The organism is Xanthomonas sp. SS (assembly GCF_014236835.1).
Classification (GTDB): Bacteria; Pseudomonadota; Gammaproteobacteria; order Xanthomonadales; family Xanthomonadaceae; genus Xanthomonas_A.
This window is the reverse complement of the sequence record NZ_CP051190.1, coordinates 2,166,819-2,188,237: the sequence shown is the minus strand read 5'-3', so window position 1 is coordinate 2,188,237 and position 21,419 is coordinate 2,166,819. Positions and strand designations below refer to the sequence as shown.

Below are 21,419 nucleotides of genomic sequence, written 5' to 3'. Positions count from 1 at the left end.
TCGGCCGTCTTCACGCAATGGCAGTGGTCTGCATCGGTCTGGCGCTATATGACGCCGCCGCCGCGGCGAAGGCAAGCGCGGTTGCAGCATGTGCTGCGCTGCGCAACAGGCCCATGGCTTTAGTCACGGGCCGCATGCGCCGCACTGGGGTAGCCTGCATGGTCAGACCTTATCGATGGATACCGCTGGATGACCACCCGCCTCGCCCTCGCACTCGCCGCCACGCTCGGACTCGCCATGCCTGCCTACGCCAACGCCGCCACGCCCGCCGCTTCGCAAGCGGCCACGCAGGCCAATCCGTTCTTCGCCGAAAGTCCGCTGCCGCTGCACTACCCGCAGTTCGACCGGATCAAGGACAGCGACTTCGCCCCGGCCTTCGACGCCGGCATGGCGCAGCAGCTGAAGGAAGTGGAGGCGATCGCCAACCAGAAGGCCAAGCCGAGTTTCGACAACACCATCGTGGCGATGGAGAAGAGCGGCCAGGTGCTGGATCGCGCGACCACGGTATTCTTCAACCTGGTCGGCGCCGACACCAACGATGCGCGCAAGCAGCTGCAGGCCGAGTACTCGGGCAAGTTCGCCGCGCACCGCGACACGATCTCGCTCAACCCCAAGCTGTTCGCGCGCATCCAGACGCTGTACGACACCCGCACGCAGCTCGGCCTGGACGCGCAGGGCGTGCGCCTGGTCGAGAAGTACTACAGCGATTTCGTGCGCGACGGCGCCAAGCTCGGCGATGCCGACAAGACCAAGCTCAAGGCGATGAACGCCGAGCTGGCCAAGCTCGGCACCCAGTTCAGCCAGAACGTGCTGGCCGAAGTGAATGCGGCCGCGGTGGTGGTGGACGACGTCAAGCAGCTCGACGGCCTGTCCGACGAACAGATCGCCTCGGCGGCCGAAGCGGCCAAGGCGCGCAAGCTCGACGGCAAGTACGTGATCGCCCTGCTCAACACCACCGGCCAGCCGCCGCTGACCCAGCTCAAGGACCGCGCGCTGCGGCAGAAGATCTACGAAGCCTCGGTGTCGCGCGGCAGCCACGGCGGCAAGTACGACAACACCGCACTGGTGTCGCGGATCATGAGCCTGCGCGCCGAACGCGCCAAGCTGCTGGGCTATCCGAACCACGCGGCTTATTCACTGGAAGACCAGACCGCCAAGACCCCCGAAGCGGTCAACGCGATGCTCGGCAAGCTGGCCCCGGCCGCGGTGGCCAACGCCAAGCGCGAGGCCGCCGACCTGCAGGCGATGATCGACAAGGAACAGAAGGCCGCAGGCAAGCCGAGCTTCACCCTCGCCGCCTGGGACTGGGCCTACTACACCGAGAAGGTGCGCCAGGCCAAGTACGACTTCGACGAGTCCCAGCTCAAGCCCTACTTCGAACTGAAGAACGTGCTGGAGAACGGCGTGTTCTACGCCGCCAACCAGGAGTACGGGCTGACCTTCAAGCAGCGCACCGACCTGCCGACCTACCGCGACGACCTGCTGGTCTACGACGTGTTCGACGCCGACGGCAAGCAACTGGCGATCTTCATCGCCGACATGTACGCGCGCGAATCCAAGCGCGGCGGCGCGTGGATGAATTCCTACGTGTCGCAGTCGGCGCTGACCGGCTACAAGCCGGTGGTCGCCAACCACCTCAACATTCCCAAGCCGCCCGCCGGCCAGCCCACGCTGCTGACCTGGGACGAGGTCACCACCGCGTTCCACGAGTTCGGGCATGCGCTGCACGGCATGTTCTCCGACGTGAAGTACCCGTACTTCTCCGGCACCAGCGTGCCGCGCGATTTCGTCGAGTTCCCGTCGCAGGTCAACGAAATGTGGGCGGACGACCCGGCCATCCTCAAGCACTACGCCAAGCACTACCAGAGCGGCGCGCCGATGCCGCAGGCCTTGCTGGACAAGGTGGTGGCCGCGGCCAAGTTCAACCAGGGCTTCGCCACCACCGAATACCTGGGCGCGGCGATGCTCGACCAGCGCTGGCACCAGCTCGGTGCCGGCCAGGTGCCGCCGGCATCCGGGGTGATGGACTTCGAGGCCAAGGCGCTGGCCGCCGACGGCATCGCCTACGCGCCGGTGCCGCCGCGCTACCGCACGCCCTACTTCAGCCACATCATGGGCGGCTACGCGGCCGGCTACTACGCCTACATCTGGTCCGAGGTGCTGGACGCCAACACCCAGCAGTGGTTCAAGCAGCATGGCGGGCTCAGCCGCGCCAACGGCGACCGCTTCCGCCAGACCCTGCTGTCGCGCGGCGGCAGCGTCGATGCGATGCAGCTGTTCCAGGACTTCGCCGGGCATGCGCCGAAGATCGAGCCGTTGCTGGAAAAACGCGGCCTGACCCCGGGCGGCGGCGACGGCGCCATGCCGCAGACGCCGGCCGGCAAGAACTGACCGCCGGCGCCATGCGTACTCCAACGCCGCCCGCATCGCGGGCGGCGTTGTCGTTTGCGTGGCTTGCAGAAATCGCGTGCAGCGGCGCGCTCGGACGCGGCGCGGTCAGCCGGCGCTGTCGATCCCGGCCAGCATCTTCTTGAGCAGCGTCTCCAGCTGCAATTGCTCGGCCTCGTCCAGGCCGGCGGTCTCCGCGTCCAGAAACGTGCACACCTCCGGCAACATGCGTTCGATCAGCGCGATCCCGGCCGGCTGCAGGGTCAAGGTGATCTTGCGCCGGTCCTCGGGGCTGGCCGAGCGCAGCAGCAAGCCCTTGCCGCACAGGTTGTCGGTGAGGCGGGTGATGTTGGCAGGCTTCTCGCCCGCCGCCTCGGCCACTTCGGTCGGGGTGATGCACTGTCCGGGCGTGCCGTACAGCATCATCAGGATCTCGTATTCCGGCGGACTGATGCCGTGCGCCTTGAGCAGCCCGCAGGCGTTGGCGTGGATGCGCTTGTACAGATGCTTGACGAGCCTGACCAGCACGGCCGGTTCGCGTGGGAAGGCAGGGTAGCGCTCGCAGGTGAAGGCGACGCGCCGCTCGGTCTGATCGAAACTTCCCATGGGGGATGCAATCGCAACTCGGGGATCGGGGCCGCCAATGCTACCGACTGTTGTGCGACGGCAACCACCCGCCAGCACTCAACGCGGCGCGCGGTATCCTCCCCGTACACCTTCGGGCGACAGCAGCAGCTGCCACAGCTGCGCGCGGCGGCAACGGAAGGTGGCCATCGACCCGGCCAGATAGAAGCGCCACATGCGCCGGAAACGCAGGTCGTAGCGCTGCGCATCCAACCCCGGCCAGGCCGCCTCGATGTTGTCGCGCCAGGCCTGCAGCGTGCGCGCGTAGTCGGCGCCGAAGTTGTGCCAGTCCTCGCACACGAAGCGGCCTTCCAGCGCCGCGGCGATCTGCGCGGCCGAGGGCAGCATCGAATTGGGAAAGATGTAGCGCGCGATCCACGGATCGGTCCGGTGCCGCGACACGTTGCTGCCGATGCTGTGCAGCAGGAACAGCCCGTGCGGATGCAGGCACTGCCGCACCCGTGCGAAGTAGCTGCGGTAGTTCTTGTCGCCGACGTGCTCGAACATGCCGATCGAGAAGATCGCGTCGAAACGCTCGTCCAGTTCGCGGTAGTCCTGCAGGCGGATCTCGATCGGCAGGCCGCGGCACAGCTGCCGCGCGTAATCGGCCTGTTCCCGCGACACGGTGACGCCGACGCCGGCCACGCCGTAGCGCTCGGCGGCGAACTTCAACGCCTCGCCCCAGCCGCAGCCGATGTCCAGCACGCGCATGCCCGGGCGCAGCTGCAGCTTGCGGCAGACCAGGTCCAGCTTGGCCTCCTGCGCCGCGTCCAGATCGGCGGCGGCGGCCCAGTAGCCGCAGCTGTAGACCAGGCGCCGGCCGAGCATCGCCTGGTACAGGTCGTTGCCCAGGTCGTAGTGGCGGCGCCCGACCTCGTAGCTGCGGCGCCCGCGCTGCAGGTTGAACAGGCGCGCGCGCACTGCGTAGGCCAGGTCGGCGATGCCGTGCACGCGCTGCTCGAGCCGGGCATCGACCAGCCGCGCGAGGGTCTGGTCCAGCGCCGGCGCCTCCCACCAACCGTCCATGTAGCTTTCGCCCAGGCCCAGCGAACCCTGCGCCAGCACCCGCGCGTAGAAACGCGGGTCGTGCACTGCGATGTCGTGGGCGCGCGTACCGCCGACGCGCACGTCGGCACTGGCGAGCAGGTCGACGACACGGCGCTGCAGCGGCCCGACCATGCCCGCACCCGCTACGCCGCGAACAGCTCCGCGTATTCCGGCGCCACCAACCCGCGCAACACGCTGGCCGGGACATCCACGGTCTGCGTGCCATCGGAATACGGCCCCACCTGGTACGGCGGGAACACAAAGCGCAACGCCACGATCTTGCCGGCGGCGTCGACCAGGGGCTGGAACTGGCTGAAGTTCTCCGCTTGCGGCTCGGTGCCTTCGGCAATCATCTTGTCGGCGCTGCGAACCTGCTCGTCATGGTCCTCCGGCGGCAACTGCTCGGCATCCACCCGCGCCTGCACCGCCTGGCGCAGCTGGGTGGCGACGTAGCCGGCCACCTGCGCCCAGCCCTTGGGATCGGGAATCAGCGTCTCGGCGGTCAGCAGGCGCTGCTGCTGCGGCAGCCACACGAAGCGCGCCACCAGCGGCTCGCCATGGGCGCCGCCGGTATAGCGGCTGCCGTCGGCGGCCACCGCCACCAGCTCGGGCCGTTCCAGCAGCATCTCGAACTGCAGCGACAACTCGTAGGGCGCGCTGGGACGGTCGTTGCCGAGGCCGCCGACCGCGTCCATCAGCTCGCCGCGCGCCGCCTGCGCGTAGCGGCCCACCGCCTCGGCCAGGCCCGGGTAGCGGTTGAGCGCCGGCGGGAAAGTGATGCCGACCACGTAGCTGGGGTTGTGCTCGATCACGTCCTTCAATTCCATCGGGGCCGGCGCCGCGGGCGCCGCCGCGGCGGCGGGCGCAGGAGCCGGAGCCGGTTCGGCGGCAGGCGCCGCGGCCTCGCGCTTGCACCCTGCCACGACCAACGTCGCCGCCAACGCCAGCGCCGTCCACCGCCATGGAATGTTCTGCCCCGTCTGTACCCTGTGCCTCACGTCCATTCCCCTGTGTCTTGCGTCTGTGTGATGACGAATTATCGCGCCGCCGTCGCGTCGTGCGCACTCAGCCGAGCAAATCGGCGTATTCCGGATGGCGCTGCACGAACACCGCCGCGTACGAACACGCCGGGACCACCTTCAATCCCTGCGCCCGCGCATGGTCCAGCGCCGCGCTCACCAGCCGTGCCGCCAAGCCGCGGCCGCCGATCGCGGTCGGCACGCCGGTATGGGTGATGACCAGGCGGCCGTCCTGCAGCAGATAGTCCAACTCGGCCTCATGGCCGTCCAGCTGCAGCGTAAAGCGCTGTCGCTGCGGATCGTGTTCGATCGGTGGGAGTGGCGCTGCGCTCATGGCCTGGCTCATGCGACGGAGCACACAGTCTGGTCGCGCGCGCGCCGCGACGATGTGAAGCCGCACGCCGCGCCGCGTCACCCGCAGCCGACGCGCTGCGTCACTTCCGGCCTGAGCCGGGCCGGCGCTCGACCACGACGCGGCTCAGCGAACGGGCGAGGATCCCTGCAGCGCGCCCGAGATCAGAGACGCGTCCTAAAGTCCTGCCACGTGCGGCCGCTACCAACCGCGTACCACCGTGGAAATCTGGCATGGGACTTGCGAAATCCATCACGGTGTAATCGAACAGGGGCGATGCGCATGAGCAACAACGAACAGATCCATGGCGACCACGACGCGTCGTTGCTGGAAGGGCTGTACCAACTGGTGGTCAGCGGCCACACCCAGGGCTGGGAATTCGACCAGCTCAACAGCGAAGTCTACGACCGGCTGAAGGAAACCTACGCACACGCCGCCATCGGCAGCGCCAACGTGCAATTGCGCGGCCAAGAGGCCGCCTGAGCCGAGCGTCACGCTGCGGGCCGCGACGCGGGCCGCTGCGTGATGGTTTCGAGCGACCGGCTGCAGCGCGCACTCCGCGCTTGCGGCCCGATTCCGTTTCGGCGGCACCCTCGCCTCACACCCACTTGGAACGGCGGCATCGCCGCCAGCGTTCGCGCAACCGCTAGTCGCGGCCGAAGCGCGGCTGCGCCAGCTGGTCGAGGAAGTGCTGCAGCACCGACGGCTCCATGATCAGCAGGAACATCACCCCGAACGCGGCGCCGGCCAGGTGCGCGCTGTGGTTGATGTTGTCGCCGCCGCGGCGGTCCATCCAGATGCTGTAGCCCACGTAGAACAGCGCGTACAGGATCGCCGGGATCGGGATCGGGATGAAGAAGAAGTAGATCCCGGTCCACGGCGCCAGCAGGATGTAGGCGAACAGCACCGCCGACACCGCGCCCGACGCGCCCAGGCTGAAGTAGTTCGGGTTCTTCTGGTTCTTCAGGTAGCTGGGCAGGATCGCCACCACCAGCGCCGCCAGGTAGAACAGCGGATAGGTCAGCAGGCTGCCGGTCAGCCGCTCCATCAGCCGTTCGATCGGGCCACCGAAGAAATACAGCGTGACCATGTTGAACAGCAGATGCGGGAAATCGGCATGGATGAAGCCGTGGGTCAGCAGCCGGTCGTACTGCTTGTGCCGGTCGATCGCCGGCGGCCACAGGATCAGCCGGTCGAGCAGCTTGCGGTTGTTGAACGCCGCCCACGACACCAGCACGGTGAGGACGATCAGGATCAGGTTGACGGGGGTGACGGACGGCATGCAGGGGCCTCAGGCGGTACGGTAATGATCGACCATGCGGTAACGGCGCGCGTACAGCCCGAACAACAGCGCGGCGACGCAGGCGAAGGCGGCGAAGAAGAACATCAGGAACGCGGTTTCGCTGAGCCCGGTACTGCCGATGTGCGCGGTGACGGTGTCGTTGCGCACCGCCGCGTTGGACAGCAGCACCCACAGGTTGCCGACCGTGGTGGTCAGGTTCCAGAAGCTCATCACCACGCCCTTCATCGATTGCGGCGCCTGGCTGTAGGCGAACTCCAGGCCGGTCGCCGAGACCAGCACCTCGCCGAAGGTCAGCAGCGCGTACGGCAGGATCTGCCAGGCGATGGACAACGCGTCGCCGCCGTCCATCGCCACCTGCAGCGTGCCGACCACGATCCAGGCCAGGCCGCTGAAGGCGATGCCGGCGGTCATCCGCCGCAGTGCGGTCGGCTCGTAGCCGCCGCGGCGCAGCAGCGGGTACAGCACCAGGTTGTTGAACGGGATCAGCAGCATCACCAGCGCCGGATTCAGCGCCTGCATCTGCGAGGCGCTGAACCAGTCGGGCATCTGCATCTGCTGGCCCTGCAGCACCCAGGTCGAGGCCTTCTGGTCGAACAGCGAGAAGAACGGCGTCGCCAGCGCGAACACCACCAGCACCCGCAGCACCGCGCGCACACCGTCCACCGCCGCGTTCGGATGCATCGCGCGGGCGCGCTCCAGCTGCCACCAGGTACCGCCGCCGATGCCCGCGAGCAGCAGCACCAGCGCCAGGCACAGGCAGATCACGATGCCCAGCGTCGGCAGCAGCGCGAAGCTGGCCAGCGCCAGCACCACCGCGATGGACGCCAGGGCCAGGCCGGGACGCCCCTGCCCCGGTGCGCGCGACAGCAGCGCGCTGCGCACCACCCGGGCGAAGCCGTGCGGATCCTTCGGCGGCAACGGCATGCGCACGTAGCGGTGGCGCCCGGCCCAGAACACCAGCGTGGCCACGAACATCAGGATGCCGGGAATGCCGAACGCCCAGGCCGGACCCAGGTTCTTCAGCGCCAGCGGGATCAGCAGCGAGGCGAACAGCGAGCCGAAGTTGATGATCCAGTAGAAGGCGTCGAACACCACCTTGGCCAGGTGCTTGTTGGACTGGTCGAACTGGTCGCCCATGAACGAGGCCACCAGCGGCTTGATGCCGCCGGCACCCAGCGCGATCAGCCCCAGGCCGACGAAGAACCCTTCGCGGCTGCTCTCGAACAGCGCCAGGCAGGCGTGGCCCGCGCAATAGATCAGGCTGAACCACAGGATGGTGCTGTACTTGCCGAAGAAGCGGTCGGCCAGCCAGCCGCCGAGCAGCGGGAAGAAATACACGCCGACCATGAAGCTGTGCATGATGTGCTTGGCTTCGGCCTCGCGGCCGGGCGCGGTCACTTCCTGCAGCAGCAGCGAGGTGATCAGGAACTGCACCAGGATGTTGCGCATGCCGTAGAAGCTGAAACGCTCGCAGGCCTCGTTGCCGATGATGTACGGGATCTGCCGCGGCATCCGCGCGCTGGCGTGTGCGTTGGCCGCACTCATCCGCACTTCCTCGTCGCTCGTTCGCTCGTCACAGGCACCGGTCCAGGCAAAATTTTCAGAAGGTTACCCGATCGTTCCGGGCGAATCGAACCGCCCGCCGCGGCCGCGGCGGCACGCAGGTGCTTTCGCAATCGGCGCACTGCACGCATCATGGGGGCCTATCCCGCGACGGTGCCGCAATGATCCGACCCTGGCTGGTCCCCCTCCTGCTGTCGATGCTGCTGTGCAGCATGCCATTGCTGGCCAGCGATGCGGGCCTGTCCACCGAGGCCGAGCGCAGCGGTTTCATGCGTACCGGACGCTACGCGGAGACCATCGCGCTGTGCGACGCGTTCGCGCAGCGCTATCCGCAGGCGGTGCGTTGCTTCGACTTCGGCACCACGCCCGAAGGCCGGCCGATGAAGGCGCTGGCGGTCTCCACCTCCGGCGCGCTGGATGCCGCGACGGCGCAGGCGCGCAAGCTGCCGGTGGTGCTGATCCAGGGCGGCATCCACGCCGGCGAGATCGACGGCAAGGACGCCGGCTTCCTGGCGCTGCGCCAGCTGCTCGACGGCCAGGCCGCGCGCGGCGCGCTGGACAAGCAGGTGTGGCTGTTCGTGCCGGTGTTCAACGTCGACGGCCACGAGCGCTTCGGCGCCTGGAACCGGCCCAACCAGCGCGGCCCGGAGCAGATGGGCTGGCGCACCACCGCGCAGAACCTCAATCTCAACCGCGACTACGTCAAGGCCGACGCGCCGGAGATGCAGGCGATGCTGCGCCTGGTCGAGCAGTGGGATCCGCTGCTGTACGTGGACCTGCACGTCACCGACGGCGCGCAGTTCGAGCACGACGTGTCGGTGCAGGTGGAACCGCTGCATGCCGGCGACGCCGCGCTGCGCGGCGACGGCATGCGCCTGCGCGACGGCGTGCTCGCCGACCTGAAGCGGCAGGGCTCGCTGCCGCTGCCCTACTACCCCTCGTTCGTGGTCAACGACGATCCAGCGTCCGGCTTCGAAGACGGCGTGGCCACGCCGCGCTTCTCGCACGGCTATTTCCAGCTGCGCAACCGCTTCGGCATGCTGGTGGAAACGCATTCGTGGAAGCCCTATCCGCAACGCGTGCGGATCACCCGCAACACCATCGTCTCGGTGCTGCAGCAGGTGGCGCGCAACGGCAGCCGCTGGCGCGCCGACGCGCTGGCCGCCGACGCGCGCGCGCAGCAGCTGGGCGGGAAGACGGTCACGCTGGACTACCGCACCACCGAGCAGTCGCGGCTGGTGGACTTCCGCGGCTACGCCTATACCCGCACGCTGTCGCCGGTATCCGGCGCGCTGATGACCCGCTACGACGAGCGCACCCCGCAGATCTGGCGGGTACCGCTGCGCGATCACATCGTGCCCAGCGTCGAAGTGGTGGCGCCGCGCGCCGGCTATCTGGTGCCGGCCGCGCAGGCCGCGCGGGTCGCCGCCAAATTGCGCCAGCACGGCATCGCCTTCCGCACGGTGGACGCGGACGCCACGCTGCCGGTGCAGACGTTCCGCGCCGACGACGCCAGCTTCGCCGCGCGCTCCTCCGAAGGCCACCAGCGGCTTACCGTGCAGGGCGCCTGGACACCCGAAACGCGCTCCATCGGCACCGGCGCCCTGTTCGTACCGATCGCCCAGCCCAAGGCGCGGTTGCTGATGGCGCTGCTGGAGCCGCAAGCGCCGGATTCGCTGCTGCAATGGGGCGAGTTCAACAGCGCCTTCGAGCGCACCGAATACATGGAAGACTACGTCGCCGAGGACGTGGCGCGGCAGATGCTGGCCAGCGACCCGGCACTGAAGGCCGAATTCGAGGCCAAGCTCGAGCACGACGCCGACTTCGCCAAGGATCCGCATGCGCGGCTGGAGTTCTTCCACCGCCGCCATTCCTCCTGGGATGCGCAATACCGGTTGTATCCGGTGATGCGCAGCGACGAAGCGCCGTCCTAGCGCTTCACCGGCTCTCCCCTCCCCAACTCCCCCGATGCGCAATCCCTTCAGCTGCTAGAGAGGCCTCACGCCCCGCTATGAAAACGTTTTCAGGATTCCTTTGCCTGGCGCTCGCGCTGGCCTGGCCGGCCTTCGCCGCGCCTGCGCCCGCGACCGACAAGGACACCCCGACGCTCAGCGTGGTCACGCTGAACCTGTATCACGACAAGCTCGACTGGCCGAATCGGCGCACCCAGATCGTGCAGACCCTGCGCGAACTGCACCCGGACGCGATCGCGCTGGAAGAAGTGCTGCAGCACGACAAGCTGCCGAACCAGGCGCAATGGCTGGCCGAGCAGCTCGGCTACGAGTGGTACTTCACCAGCGTCGATCCGCCCGGCAACGCGCAGCGCTACGGCAACGCACTGCTGACCCGGCGCCCGATCCTGGCGCGCGAGCAGATCCGCCTGAACCCGCTCGACGACAGCCGCACCGCCGGACGCCTGCGCCTGGACGTGGACGGCCGCGCGGTCAATCTCTACGTCACCCACCTGCACTGGACCGAGGCCGGCGGCGCGCTGCGCGAACGCCAGTTGCAGGACCTGCTGGCCTGGGTCGACAGGACCGCCGACGGTGCGCCGTCGCTGCTCGCCGGCGACTTCAATGCCAGCGCCGACGCGCCGGAACTGGCCGCGCTGCGCGCCAGCTTCGGCGACAGCTACGGCAGCCTGCACGGCGCCAAGGACCGCCGCGGCGACAGCACCTTGAACCCGAAGTTCAACCCGCCCAAACGCATCGACCACGTGTTCTTCCAGCGCGAGCGCTTCGAGCCGGTGAGCAGCCGAATCCTGTTCCAGAAACCCGACGCCAACGGGGTGTGGGCGTCGGATCACTTCGGCCTGGTCAGCACCTTGCGCCTGGCGCCCAGCGCCAGCGCCGACGCGCAGCGCCCGTGGACCGATCGCGCGCTGGCGCCGGACCGCCGCGCCGCGTTGCTGGTGCAGGCGATGACCCCGGACGAGAAGTTCCAGATGCTGCACAGCTACTTCGGCCTGGGCAAGGACGGCGGTCCGCTGCCGCCCGGCGCGCTCGGCTCGGCCGGCTTCGTGCCGGCGATCGAACGCCTGGGCATCGCCGCGCAACAGCTGGCCGATGCCGGCGTCGGCGTGACCAATCCGGGCAACGTGCGTCCCGGCGACCACGCTACCGCACTGCCGTCCGGCCCGGCCACCGCCGCCACCTGGAACCGCGAGCTGGCCTTCGCCGGCGGCGCCACCATGGGCCGCGAAGCGTGGCAGCAGGGCTTCAACGTGCTGCTGGCCGGCAGCGTCAACCTGCAGCGCGATCCGCGCAACGGCCGCAACTTCGAGTACGCCGGCGAAGATCCGCTGCTGGCCGGGGTGCTGGTCGGCGAGTCGATCCGCGGCGTGCAGAGCCAGCGCGTGGTGTCGACGATGAAGCACTTCGCGATGAACGACCTGGAGACCGGGCGCAACACCCACAGCGCCGACATCGGCGAGCAGGCCATGCACGAATCGGACCTGCTGGCGTTCGAGCTGGCGCTGAAGATCGGCGAGCCCGGCTCGGTGATGTGTTCGTACAACCGCATCAACGGCATCTACGGCTGCGAGCACGACTACCTGCTCAACAAGGTGCTGAAGCAGGAATGGAAGTTCCCCGGCTACGTGATGTCCGACTGGGGCGGCGTGCACAGTGGCTCCAAGGCGGCGCTGGCCGGCCTGGACCAGCAGTCGGCTGGCGAAGTGTTCGACAAGGCGGTGTACTTCGACCAGCCGCTGCGCCTGGCGGTGGCCGGCGGCACGGTGCCGCAGGCGCGCCTGGACGACATGGTGCGGCGCATCCTGCGCGCGTTCATCGCCACCGGCAGCTTCGACCATCCGCCGCAGCGCCAGCCGATCGACGATGTTGCCGGCGGCGACGCGGTGCAGAAGGTAGTCGAGGAAGGCACGGTGCTGCTGCGCAACGAGCGCGACACGCTGCCGTTGCCGCGCACGCTGCGCCGCATCGCGGTGATCGGCGGGCATGCCGACAAGGGCGTGATCGGCGGCGGCGGCTCGTCGATGGTCGGCTTCACCGTCAACGGTGCCAACGCGGTGCCGGGGCTGGCCCCGACCACCTGGCCGGGCCCGGTGATGTTCCATCCGTCCTCGCCGCTGCAGGCATTGCGCAAGGCCATGCCGGAGGCGCAGATCGACTACGCCAGCGGCGACGATGTGGCCGCCGCGGCCAAGCTTGCGCGCGGCGCCGAAGCGGTGATCGTGTTCGCCACGCAGTGGTCGGCCGAATCGGTGGACCTGCCCGACATCAAACTGCCCGGCAAGCAGGACGCGCTGATCGCGGCGATGGCCAAGGCCAATCCGCGCACGGTGGTGGTGCTGGAAACCAACGGCCCGGTGGCGATGCCGTGGCTGCAGCAGGTGCCGGCGGTGCTGGAAGCGTGGTACCCGGGCATCCGCGGCGGCGAAGCGCTGGCGCGGCTGTTGCTGGGCGACGCCAATCCGTCCGGGCGCCTGCCGGTGACCTGGTTGCGCGACGTGGCGCAGCTGCCGCGGCCGTCGATCCCGGGGCTGGGCTTCAAGCCGGCGCAACCGGCCGGCAGCAATGTCGACTATGACATCGAAGGCGCCAACGTCGGCTACCGCTGGTTCGCCGCGCGCGGCCTGGATCCGCTGTACGCATTCGGCCACGGCCTGTCCTACACCCGCTTCGACTACGCCAACCTGAGCGTGCAGGTGGACGGCAGCAGCGTGATCGCCAGCTTCGACGTGCGCAACAGCGGCGAACGCGAAGGCGCCGACGTGCCGCAGTTGTACCTGCGTCTGCCGCAGGGCCACCACACGCCGATCCGCCTGGTCGGCTGGGACAAGCTCACCCTCAAGCCCGGCGAAACCCGCCGCGTCAGCATCGTCGCCGAACCCAAGACCCTGGCCGACTACGACCCGGCGCAGCGCCAGTGGCGCATCGCCGCCGGCGACTACGAACTGGTGCTGGGCCGCTCGGCGACGCAGGCCGCGGCCAGCGTGCCGCTGCGTCTACAGGAAAGCGTGCTGCCGCGCTAAGAAATGCAGCGCCGCGTGTCTGTGTACACGCGGCGCTGAAGCCGCACGTCCTAGCATCCATCGCATGACGCGCACGAGCGGGACCCCACGACGACGGCATCGCCTCGGCTGGCTGCTGCTGGCCCTGGTGACGCATGCGGGCGCGCAAGCGCTGCCCGCCGGCTTGCCGATGCCACCGCCCGCACCGCCTGTGCCCGCGGCCACGCTCAGCGTGGTCAGTCTCAATCTGGAGCAGGACCGCAACGACTGGCCCGCGCGCCGCGTGCGCCTGGTCGATGCGCTGCAACGGCTGCAACCCGATGCGATCGCGCTGCAGGAAGTGCTGCAAACCTCCGAGTTGCCGAACCAGGCGCAATGGCTGGCCGCACAGCTCGGCTACCACTGCCATTTCATCAGCGCCGATCCGCCGAGCCGGCCGCAACGCCGTGGCAATGCGCTGCTGACCCGGTTGCCGGTGCTGGAGGAAGCGGAGACGCTGCTGCATCCGTTCGAGGACTACAGCGTGGCCGGCCTGGTGCGCGTGGACCTGCACGGGCAGCCGGTGAACCTGTACTTCACCCGCCTGCATGCCGAGCGCGATGGCGGCGCCAGCCGCCGCGAACAGGCCGACGACCTGATGGCGTGGATCGACGCCACCGCCGAGGGTGTGCCCTCGCTGCTGGCCGGCGGTTTCTATGCCGCCGCCGACGCGCCGGAGCTTGCCCCGCTGGCCGCGCGCTTCGGCGACAGCGACGCGCGCCTGCGCGGCGCAGGCAACGACACCCCGCGCAACGGCCTGGATCCGCACCTGTTCGCGCTGGCCGCGCAGGCCGACCATGTGTTCTTCGAACGCGACCGCTTCCGTCCGCTGCGCAGCGCGCGGCTGCTGCCGCGCACGCCGGGCGCCGCGCGTGGCGCCGACCCGCGCGGCCTGCTGGTGGCGCTGCAGCCGCTGGATCCGCTGCCGGCAGACGCCGCGCCGCCGTTGCCGGTGCCCTGACCGCGCAGCGCGATGCGGCGCGCGTTTCTACAGTTCGATGATGCCGCGCTTGACCGCGATCGCCACCGCGTGGGTGCGATCGCGCGCGCCGAGCTTGCACAGGATGTTCTTCATGTGCGCCTTGACCGTCTCCTCGGCGATCGACAGCAGCGCGGCGATGGCCTTGTTGGAGTTGCCCGCGGCCACGCTCTGCAGCACCTGGATCTCGCGCGCGGACAGGCTGTCGCCGAGCAGGTGTTCGGCGATGCCCGCGGCCACTTCGGCCTGCACCTGGCGCCGGCCCTGGTGCACCGCACGCACCGTATCGACCAGTTCGCGGCGCAGCCCGCTCTTGAGCAGATAGCCGCTGGCGCCGGCTTCCAGCGCGCGCACCGCCTGCACGTCGCCGCGCGAAGCGGTGACCACCACGATCCGCGCCTGCGGAAATTCCTTGCGCAGGGCGACGATCACCTCGATGCCGCCGAGGCCGGGCAACTGCAGGTCCAGCAGCACCAGGTCCGGACGCAGCGTGCGATACGCCTGCAGCGCCTGCAGGCCATCGGCGGCCTCGCCGACCAGGTGCAGGTCCGGCTGTGCGGCCAGCACCGCGGCCATGCCCTCGCGCAGCAGCGGATGGTCGTCGACGACGAGGATGCGGATCGGCATGGATGGCACCTCGTTCACTTCGGCTCGCTCACTTCGGGTCGCTCACTCAGTCGGTTCCCGGCAGCCACCGGCGCAGGCGGCACCATAGCCGGTTTCGCGCCGGTTCGCGGTAGGCGCGGCGCGCCGGCAGGCGCAGATTGAGTTCGGTGCCCATGCCTGGCCGCGACCACACATCCAGCCGCGCCTCGATGCGCCGCGCGCGCTCCTGCATGCCGGTCAGCCCCCAATGCCCGGCGCGGCCGCCCGCGGCCAGCACCTGCGGCTCGATGCCGCGGCCGTCGTCGCGGAAACGCAGCCGCAGCGCATCGCGGCCGTAGGCGATCTCGACCTCGATGCTGCTCGCCTGCGCATGCCGGAACGCGTTGAGCAGCGCCTCGCGGCCGAGCTGGTACAGCTCGTCGGCGACCAGCGGCTGCAGCGGCAGCGGCGCGCCTTCGACCAGCACCCGCCGCTGCACCTGCGAATCCGCGCCCAGTTCCTCAAGCATGTCGGCGAAGGCGGTGGGCAGCGAGGGCGTGTTCCCGGCGCTGGCGCGCAGGCCCTCGACCCGGTCGCGGCCCTGCTCCAGCGCCTGTTCGGCGCGATCCAGCGTGCTCTCCAGTTCGCGTCGCAACGGCGCCTCGGCCGGCAGCGTGCCCAACGCCGCATGGGTGCGCAGGATCAGTCCCTGGTAGCCCTGCAGCAAGGTGTCGTGCAGCTCGCGGGCGATGCGTTCGCGCTCCTGGTAGCGCTCTTCCAGCCGCAGCCGCAGCCGCGTGGCCAGCTGGCGCATGCGCAGCAGGTACAGCGCCGACAACGCCAGCAGCAGCGCCAGCGCGCACAGCAGCCAGAACGCCGGGGTCTGCACGAAACGCGGCGCGATGCCGAAGCGCAACGTGGCGCCGTGCGTGTTCCAGACCCCGTCGTTGTTGGCGGCGATCACCCGGAAGCGGTACTGGCCAGGACGCAGGTTGGTGTAGAACGCCTCGCGGCGCGCGCCGGCGTCGCGCCAGGCCTCGTCCACGCCGTCCAGGCGGAAGCGGAAACGCATCCGCTCCGGCGAGGTCAGGCTGGTCGCGGTGTAGGCGATCTGCAAACGCGTGGTGCCCTTGGGCAACAGCAGCGGCGCGTCCAGCGGCAGCGGCCGCTCGTTGGCGAACAGCGCGCGCACGAACACCTGCGGCGGCCACGGGTTGCGCCACAGGCGCCGGGTGTCGATCCAGGCTAGGCCCTGGCTGGTGGCCAGCCACACCAGGCCGTCGCCGTCGCGCGCCGCGGTGCCGCTGCGGCTGGCCTGCACCGCCAGGCCGGGCAAGCCGTCGGCGGCACCGTAGTAGGCTGGTTGCAGCGTCGCCGCGGCAGTGCCCAGCGCCGCGTCGAGTTGGCGCCGGCCGATCCGCGACACGCCGACCGCACCGTTGAGCCACAGCTCGCCGTCCTCGCTCTCCGCGATACCGGTGATGCCGCGCAGGCCCGGCGCGCGCGACGGCGGCAGCGTCGCGAAGCGCGCGCCCTGCCATTGCGCGATACCCAGTTCGCCGGCCACCAGCAGCGCGCCGGCGCCGGCATGGATGGTATTGACCCGGCCGACCTGCACGCCGTCGCCGGCCGCGAACGTGCGCACCCGCTCGCCCTGCAACTGCCGCACTTCACCGGACGCGTAGCCGAACCAGTAGCGGCCCTGCGCGTCTTCGGCGATCGCGGTGCAGGTCGCCAGCGGCAGCCGGGTCTGCCGCGTCCATTGCCCGTCGCGGTAGCGGAACACGCCATGTTCGGCGACCGCAATCCAGGCAGCGCCGGCGCGATCGGACAGGAACGCGCGCGCCTGCCGCGGCGCGAACCCGGCCGGCAGCGCGACCGCCTCGCGGCGCCCGTGGCGCAGGCGCACGATGGCGTCGGCACCGAGTACCCAGCCGCTGTCGTGCAGCCGCGCGTACTCCTGCGCCAGCGGTTCGCCGCGCAGCAGCCGCTCGGCCGCGGCGCGGTCGGCGCGGAACATGCCCTGCGGATCGGAGACCAGCACGCTGCCGTCGGGCTGCGCATGCACTTCGACTTCGCCGGCCTGCGCGCCGGGCTGACCGGGCAGCGCCATCACGTTGCGCTGCCGGTAGCGGTTGAGACCGAGCGTGCTGCCGATCCAGACATTGCCTTCCTTGTCCTCCAGCACCGGCGCGGCGTAGTCGGAGGCCAGCCCGTCGCTGCGGCGGAAATGCTCCAGCCGCGGCGCGTGCGGATCGTCCAGCACCACCCGCACCGCGCCGCGCGCCTGGAAGTCGGACAGCCACAGGCTGCCGTCGCGGGCGAAGCCCATGCGCCGTGCCGCCAGGCTGCGCAGCGCCGGCGCGGCGACCTGCGCCGCCGCCGGCAGCAGGGTGCCGTCGGCAGCGGCGATGACGCGGGTGCCGCCACGCCGGTCCGACAGCCAGATGCGGCCGTCCGGGCTTTCGGCCAGCACCGCGTACAGCATGGTGGCGATGCCAGTCGGCTCGAAGCGGCGCGCGCCCGGGCGCAGCCGCAGCACGCTGTCGCCGCTGCTCACCCACAGCACGCCGCGGCGGTCGCGCAGCAGCCAGTCGGCGCGTGCGGACGGATACCCCCAGTCGGCGCCGATGCGCTGCCAATGGCGGCCATCGAAGCGGGCCAGCCCGGCCCAGGTGGCCGCCCACAGCGCGCCCTGCCCGTCCAGTTCCAGCCGCGCCACCGGCCCGGCCGGGAAGCCCTCGGCCGCGCCGTAATTCAGCACCCGGTCGCCTTGCAGCATGCTGGCGCCGCCGTCGAAATAGCCCAGCCACATGCGCCCGTCCGGCAGCACGCTCAGCGCGGTCACATTCTGCGACAGCAGGTGCGCGCCATGCGCCGGCTCGCGGCGCTCGAAGCGCTCGCCGTCGAAGCGGTACAGGCCGAACCCGGTGGCCATCCACAGATAGCCGTCGCTCGACTGCGCCAGCGCCCACACGTCCGCCGGCGCGCCCTGCTCCACCCGCCAGGCGCTGTTGTGCAGCGGCGTCGGCCGCAACGGCGTCGGTGTGCCCGCGGCTAGCGTCGCCGCGAAGGCCAGGCCGAGCACCAGCACGGCGCCCGCCCAAAGCCGTCTTCGCAGACTTCGCACTGCGCTTTCTCTCGCTCGCTAAAGGAAAAAACCGGATTTTCGGCGGCTGCGCCGACCCCGCCAACGCCCCGATCGAGGGATGTGGCGCTGCCCCGAATACGGCTAGGCCGGCGTGCTGCGCCGGCCTTAGCCTGAGGGCCATGCAACGACTTTACTCCATGTTCCCCGGCGGCAGCGCCGGCCTCGGGCTGCTGGCCCTGCGTCTGTTCCTGGCGCTGAGCCTGTGGCCGTCCAGCGCCAGCGGCGCCTGGGCATTGCCGCCACATTGGCGTTGGCCGGCACTGGTGCTCGCGCTGTTGGCGGCGGCCGGCGCGCTCACCCCGCTCGCCGCCGCGCTGGCCTGCGCGGTGCCGGCGCTGGCGCTGTGGCATGGCACCACTGCGGCGGGCAGCGCGCTGCTGGCGGCGCTGCCGGCGCTGGCACTGGCGCTGCTCGGGCCCGGCGCCTATTCGCTCGACGCGCGCTGTTTCGGCCGGCGCCTGCTGATGTTGCCGCGCGAACCGGCGAAGACCTCGCAGCGGAATCCCCCGAACGGGTGAGCATCCGCTCTGCCGGAATGGGGTGGCCGCGCGGCGGCGCCGGCAGCAGCATGGACAGGTCCCGGAAACGCATCCACGCGCATGCCGCAGGCGCCAGCGGAGATCGCGCGCATGCGGTTCCGGCGCTTCCCAGGAGACACGCCATGCCCCGCCCCCACGCTCCCGCCCCGCGTTCCACCGCCACCGACGATCCACCCGCCGCCAGCGCCGCCGGCAAAGGCCTGCGCCCGTGCGCACTGGCCCGCGCCCAGCACTACATCGACCACCATCTGGCCGAACGCATCGGCCTGGCCGACATCGCCAACGCCGCCTGCGTCAGCCGCTACCACTTCGCACGCATGTTCCGCCTGAGCACCGGCCACAGCCCGATGCAATACCTGCTGCAGCGGCGGATCGAACGCGCCCGGCAACTGCTGTTGAGCGGACGCCACTCGGTCAGCACCGTGGCCTACGAACTCGGCTTCTTCGACCAGAGCCATTTCGTCAACAGCTTCCGCCGCGTCACCGGCGCGACTCCGGGCTGGTATGCGCGGCACAACCGCGACATCGCCGGTGCCGACACGCCGGGCGCAGTGCCCGACAACGACTCCGATCGCATGCCAGGCACCGCCAGGCTGTGCCTGCCGGCCGCCTGAGCGCACAAAAGGAAAGGCCGGGCGAACCCGGCCTTTCGATCGACGGCGCTGCCGGCGCGATCAGGCGATCGCGGCGTGGTAGCGGCGCTCGACTTCGTTCCAGTCCACCACGTTGAAGAACGCGCCGATGTAATCCGGGCGGCGGTTCTGGTACTTCAGGTAGTAGGCGTGTTCCCACACGTCCAGGCCCAGGATCGGCGTGTTGCCCTCGAACAGCGGGCTGTCCTGGTTGGCGGTGCTTTCGACCACGATCTTCTTGTCCGGGGTCACGCTCAGCCATGCCCAGCCGCTGCCGAAGCGGGTCAGCGCGGCCTTGGTGAAGGCTTCCTTGAACTTGTCGAAACCGCCGAGCTGGCTGTCGATCGCCTTGGCGACCTCACCGACCGGAGTGCCACCGGCGTTGGGCGCCATCACCGTCCAGAACAGCGAATGGTTGGCATGGCCACCGCCGTTGTTGCGCACCGGACCCTGCAGGTTCTCCGGCAGCGACTTCAGCTTGGACACCAGCGCCTCGACCGGCAGGTCGGCGTACTCGGTGCCTTCCAGCGCGGCGTTGACGTTGTTGATGTAGGTCTGGTGATGCTTGGTGTGATGGATTTCCATCGTCTGCGCATCGATATGCGGTTCCAGCGCGTCGTAGGCGTAAGGCAGCTTGGGGAGGGTATAGGCCATGTGGTTCTCCTGGACTTTCGCCCGCCGGAAGGACGGACGTTGCGTGATGAATGGTAGGGACGACCGGCGACCATACCAAGACTGGCGTTGGGGAAACATCGTCCCAACGCGCAGCGGCAGTGCCGGCCGACGCCGCAGATCGGCGGCTAACATGCGCCAGCACCCGGTTAGTCGAATGTGAATCGCGCGTTGCAGCGGCGTCCGCAACGCCGCTGCGATGCCAGGCCCCCCATTGCTGGCGCATGGTTAAGAGCACGAACAGCCGCGCTCGCCCATACTGTGCCGCTGCTGCGCCAGAACGCGGCGCCCGCCGTTCTCGCTGGAGCTTCCCCCCGATGCGCAAGCCCGTGTTACTGATCGCCGCGATCGTGCTGCTCGCCGCCGGGCTGTGGGGCATCCGCGCAGTGCAGCAGCCGCCGCATCCGCAGTTCGCACCCGCGCTCACCAATCCCGCGCCGCTGCCGGCGCCTGCACCGGCGCAGCCGCCGGCCACGCCGGCCGCGAGCACTGACACCACGCTGCCGGCGTTCCTGCCGCCCGAAGCGCGCGCCACCATCGCCCTGATCCAGCGCGGCGGTCCGTTCCCGCACCGCCAGGACGGCAGCGTGTTCGGCAACCGCGAAAACCGGCTGCCGTCACGCCCGCGCGGCTACTATCGCGAATACACCGTCGACACGCCGGGGCTGGAGCACCGCGGGACGCGGCGCATCGTCACCGGCGGCGACCCGCCGGACGTCTGGTACTACAGCGACGACCACTACGCCAGTTTCCGCAGTTTCAGCATCGCCTCCGGGAGGCCGTCGCCATGAACACTTTCAATTTTTCGCTCAACCTGGCCGAGCCGGCCGCATCCGGCGTCTATCGCGTCGCCAACAGCGACCTGGACAGCATCGCCGCGCTCGGCCGAGACGCCGGCCTGCGGCTGTGCCGGATCGACCTGCAGGGCTGCAGCAGCAAGCCGATGCTGCTGATGCGGCTGGCCGCGCAGCTGGACTTCCCGATCGGTTTCGGCCGCAACTGGGATGCATTGATGGACGGCCTGCGCGACCTGTCGTGGCTGCCGGCCAAGGGCGGCTATGCGCTGCTGCTGGAAGACGCGGCCGAACTGCAATCGGTGGCGAAGAAGGATTTCGACGTGCTGCTGGAACTGCTCGACGACGTGGCCAAGGAATGGGCCCAGGACGGCATCGCCTTCGTCGCCTTCGTCGGCCTGCTGACCGGCGACGAGGCCGAGACCGATGAGCGCGACAGCCAGGCCGATGACCTGGACGAAGACGACGACGAAGAAGAAGCCGCTTCGCACTGAGCGAAGTGCCGGCCGCGCAGTCGCGCGGCTGGCGCCTCTTCGCTACTGGGTCCTGCCCACAGCGCACCCGGCACGCTGGCCGCAAGACCGTTGTAGGAGCGGCTTCAGCCGCGACAAACGAAGCGGCGAAGTCACCGCAACCAGATCGCGTTGGGACTGAAGTCCCTCCCACAGTGCACCCAGCCGGCACGCCGAGATCCCTTGTGGGAGCGACTTCAGGGCACCTCGAACAACCCGTCATTTCACTGAAGTGGGCTGCAAAGGCG

At 69.7% G+C, this 21,419-nt stretch carries 18 protein-coding genes; 9 read left to right on the top strand and 9 right to left on the bottom strand.

The genetic code is table 11. The features are described 5' to 3' along the window. The first annotated feature begins 189 nt into the window (after positions 1-189). Entirely contained in the window at positions 190-2,391 is a 2,202-nt protein-coding gene (locus HEP74_RS08950; protein ID WP_185816125.1) for a M3 family metallopeptidase, read from the top strand. A 105-nt stretch (positions 2,392-2,496) separates the two neighbouring features. Here HEP74_RS08950 and HEP74_RS08945 read toward each other — a convergent pair whose 3' ends face one another. The 4 genes from HEP74_RS08945 to HEP74_RS08930 form a co-directional block, all read right to left on the bottom strand. Beyond that, a complete protein-coding gene (locus HEP74_RS08945) occupies positions 2,497-2,994 on the bottom strand; it encodes a MarR family winged helix-turn-helix transcriptional regulator (protein WP_185816124.1) in 498 nt (165 codons plus the stop codon). 78 nt (positions 2,995-3,072) lie between these two features. Further along, on the bottom strand, positions 3,073-4,191 hold the full coding sequence (cfa, locus tag HEP74_RS08940; RefSeq protein ID WP_185816123.1) for a cyclopropane fatty acyl phospholipid synthase: 1,119 nt from the start codon (positions 4,189-4,191) through the stop codon (positions 3,073-3,075). An 11-nt stretch (positions 4,192-4,202) separates the two neighbouring features. Then, positions 4,203-5,063, bottom strand: a complete 861-nt coding sequence (locus HEP74_RS08935; protein WP_185816122.1) for a PdaC/RsiV family protein — start codon at positions 5,061-5,063, stop codon at positions 4,203-4,205. Between the two features lie 61 nt (positions 5,064-5,124). Beyond that, positions 5,125-5,412: a GNAT family N-acetyltransferase gene (locus HEP74_RS08930; RefSeq protein ID WP_185816121.1), complete on the bottom strand. Its 288-nt coding sequence runs from the start codon at positions 5,410-5,412 to the stop codon at positions 5,125-5,127. Between the two features lie 300 nt (positions 5,413-5,712). On the opposite strand from HEP74_RS08930, the gene HEP74_RS08925 reads away from it, so the two are divergent. After that, positions 5,713-5,913, top strand: a complete 201-nt coding sequence (locus HEP74_RS08925; protein ID WP_185816120.1) for a hypothetical protein — start codon at positions 5,713-5,715, stop codon at positions 5,911-5,913. 163 nt (positions 5,914-6,076) lie between these two features. Here HEP74_RS08925 and HEP74_RS08920 read toward each other — a convergent pair whose 3' ends face one another. Further along, the gene (locus tag HEP74_RS08920) at positions 6,077-6,712 is read right to left on the bottom strand and encodes a rhomboid family intramembrane serine protease (RefSeq protein ID WP_185816119.1); all 636 of its coding nucleotides are present in this window, start codon (positions 6,710-6,712) and stop codon (positions 6,077-6,079) included. 9 nt (positions 6,713-6,721) lie between these two features. After that, complete coding sequence (locus HEP74_RS08915; protein WP_185816118.1) at positions 6,722-8,278, bottom strand: POT-type proton-dependent oligopeptide transporter; 1,557 nt, start codon at positions 8,276-8,278, stop codon at positions 6,722-6,724. A gap of 179 nt (positions 8,279-8,457) precedes the next feature. Here HEP74_RS08915 and HEP74_RS08910 point away from each other — a divergent pair, with 179 nt between their 5' ends. The 3 genes from HEP74_RS08910 to HEP74_RS08900 all read left to right on the top strand — a co-directional run bounded on the left by HEP74_RS08910 (position 8,458) and on the right by HEP74_RS08900 (position 14,268). Continuing rightward, positions 8,458-10,230 carry a M14 family metallopeptidase gene (locus HEP74_RS08910; protein WP_185816117.1) on the top strand — a complete coding sequence of 591 codons (1,773 nt, stop codon included), beginning with the start codon at positions 8,458-8,460 and terminating at the stop codon, positions 10,228-10,230. Between the two features lie 77 nt (positions 10,231-10,307). Beyond that, positions 10,308-13,289 (top strand): glycoside hydrolase family 3 C-terminal domain-containing protein, encoded by a 2,982-nt coding sequence (locus tag HEP74_RS08905; RefSeq protein ID WP_185816116.1) that lies wholly within the window; start codon positions 10,308-10,310, stop codon positions 13,287-13,289. A gap of 64 nt (positions 13,290-13,353) precedes the next feature. Continuing rightward, positions 13,354-14,268: an endonuclease/exonuclease/phosphatase family protein gene (locus tag HEP74_RS08900; protein WP_185816115.1), complete on the top strand. Its 915-nt coding sequence runs from the start codon at positions 13,354-13,356 to the stop codon at positions 14,266-14,268. Between the two features lie 27 nt (positions 14,269-14,295). On the opposite strand, the gene HEP74_RS08895 is transcribed toward HEP74_RS08900, so the two are convergent. Together HEP74_RS08895 and HEP74_RS08890 are read right to left on the bottom strand one after the other, a co-directional pair. After that, positions 14,296-14,913 carry a response regulator gene (locus tag HEP74_RS08895; protein ID WP_185816114.1) on the bottom strand — a complete coding sequence of 206 codons (618 nt, stop codon included), beginning with the start codon at positions 14,911-14,913 and terminating at the stop codon, positions 14,296-14,298. Positions 14,914-14,959: 46 nt separating this feature from the next. After that, positions 14,960-17,965: a sensor histidine kinase gene (locus HEP74_RS08890; protein ID WP_185816113.1), complete on the bottom strand. Its 3,006-nt coding sequence runs from the start codon at positions 17,963-17,965 to the stop codon at positions 14,960-14,962. A gap of 176 nt (positions 17,966-18,141) precedes the next feature. On the opposite strand from HEP74_RS08890, the gene HEP74_RS08885 reads away from it, so the two are divergent. Both HEP74_RS08885 and HEP74_RS08880 read left to right on the top strand, forming a co-directional pair. Next, complete coding sequence (locus HEP74_RS08885; protein WP_185816112.1) at positions 18,142-18,540, top strand: hypothetical protein; 399 nt, start codon at positions 18,142-18,144, stop codon at positions 18,538-18,540. A gap of 143 nt (positions 18,541-18,683) precedes the next feature. Next, complete coding sequence (locus HEP74_RS08880) at positions 18,684-19,175, top strand: helix-turn-helix domain-containing protein (RefSeq protein WP_185816111.1); 492 nt, start codon at positions 18,684-18,686, stop codon at positions 19,173-19,175. A 60-nt stretch (positions 19,176-19,235) separates the two neighbouring features. On the opposite strand, the gene HEP74_RS08875 is transcribed toward HEP74_RS08880, so the two are convergent. Continuing rightward, complete coding sequence (locus HEP74_RS08875) at positions 19,236-19,847, bottom strand: superoxide dismutase (protein ID WP_179565274.1); 612 nt, start codon at positions 19,845-19,847, stop codon at positions 19,236-19,238. 335 nt (positions 19,848-20,182) lie between these two features. Here HEP74_RS08875 and HEP74_RS08870 point away from each other — a divergent pair, with 335 nt between their 5' ends. Together HEP74_RS08870 and HEP74_RS08865 are read left to right on the top strand one after the other, a co-directional pair. Next, positions 20,183-20,656 carry a guanyl-specific ribonuclease gene (locus HEP74_RS08870; protein ID WP_185816110.1) on the top strand — a complete coding sequence of 158 codons (474 nt, stop codon included), beginning with the start codon at positions 20,183-20,185 and terminating at the stop codon, positions 20,654-20,656. After that, positions 20,653-21,153: a barstar family protein gene (locus tag HEP74_RS08865; protein WP_185816109.1), complete on the top strand. Its 501-nt coding sequence runs from the start codon at positions 20,653-20,655 to the stop codon at positions 21,151-21,153. Before HEP74_RS08870 ends, HEP74_RS08865 begins: the two co-directional genes overlap by 4 nt. Positions 21,154-21,419: the final 266 nt, after the last annotated feature.

Excerpts from the sequence above, each read along its gene's own strand:
- HEP74_RS08920 (WP_185816119.1), bottom strand. The coding sequence starts at position 6,712 with ATGCCGTCCGTCACCCCCGTCAACCTGATCCTGATCGTCCTCACCGTG.
- cfa (WP_185816123.1), bottom strand. The coding sequence starts at position 4,191 with ATGGTCGGGCCGCTGCAGCGCCGTGTCGTCGACCTGCTCGCCAGTGCC.
- HEP74_RS08885 (WP_185816112.1), top strand. The coding sequence starts at position 18,142 with ATGCAACGACTTTACTCCATGTTCCCCGGCGGCAGCGCCGGCCTCGGG.
- HEP74_RS08930 (WP_185816121.1), bottom strand. The coding sequence starts at position 5,412 with ATGAGCGCAGCGCCACTCCCACCGATCGAACACGATCCGCAGCGACAG.
- HEP74_RS08870 (WP_185816110.1), top strand. The coding sequence starts at position 20,183 with ATGCGCAAGCCCGTGTTACTGATCGCCGCGATCGTGCTGCTCGCCGCC.
- HEP74_RS08950 (WP_185816125.1), top strand. The coding sequence starts at position 190 with ATGACCACCCGCCTCGCCCTCGCACTCGCCGCCACGCTCGGACTCGCC.
- HEP74_RS08905 (WP_185816116.1), top strand. The coding sequence starts at position 10,308 with ATGAAAACGTTTTCAGGATTCCTTTGCCTGGCGCTCGCGCTGGCCTGG.
- HEP74_RS08935 (WP_185816122.1), bottom strand. The coding sequence starts at position 5,063 with ATGGACGTGAGGCACAGGGTACAGACGGGGCAGAACATTCCATGGCGG.
- HEP74_RS08910 (WP_185816117.1), top strand. The coding sequence starts at position 8,458 with ATGATCCGACCCTGGCTGGTCCCCCTCCTGCTGTCGATGCTGCTGTGC.
- HEP74_RS08865 (WP_185816109.1), top strand. The coding sequence starts at position 20,653 with ATGAACACTTTCAATTTTTCGCTCAACCTGGCCGAGCCGGCCGCATCC.
- HEP74_RS08945 (WP_185816124.1), bottom strand. The coding sequence starts at position 2,994 with ATGGGAAGTTTCGATCAGACCGAGCGGCGCGTCGCCTTCACCTGCGAG.
- HEP74_RS08880 (WP_185816111.1), top strand. The coding sequence starts at position 18,684 with ATGCCCCGCCCCCACGCTCCCGCCCCGCGTTCCACCGCCACCGACGAT.
- HEP74_RS08915 (WP_185816118.1), bottom strand. The coding sequence starts at position 8,278 with ATGAGTGCGGCCAACGCACACGCCAGCGCGCGGATGCCGCGGCAGATC.
- HEP74_RS08900 (WP_185816115.1), top strand. The coding sequence starts at position 13,354 with ATGACGCGCACGAGCGGGACCCCACGACGACGGCATCGCCTCGGCTGG.
- HEP74_RS08895 (WP_185816114.1), bottom strand. The coding sequence starts at position 14,913 with ATGCCGATCCGCATCCTCGTCGTCGACGACCATCCGCTGCTGCGCGAG.
- HEP74_RS08925 (WP_185816120.1), top strand. The coding sequence starts at position 5,713 with ATGAGCAACAACGAACAGATCCATGGCGACCACGACGCGTCGTTGCTG.
- HEP74_RS08875 (WP_179565274.1), bottom strand. The coding sequence starts at position 19,847 with ATGGCCTATACCCTCCCCAAGCTGCCTTACGCCTACGACGCGCTGGAA.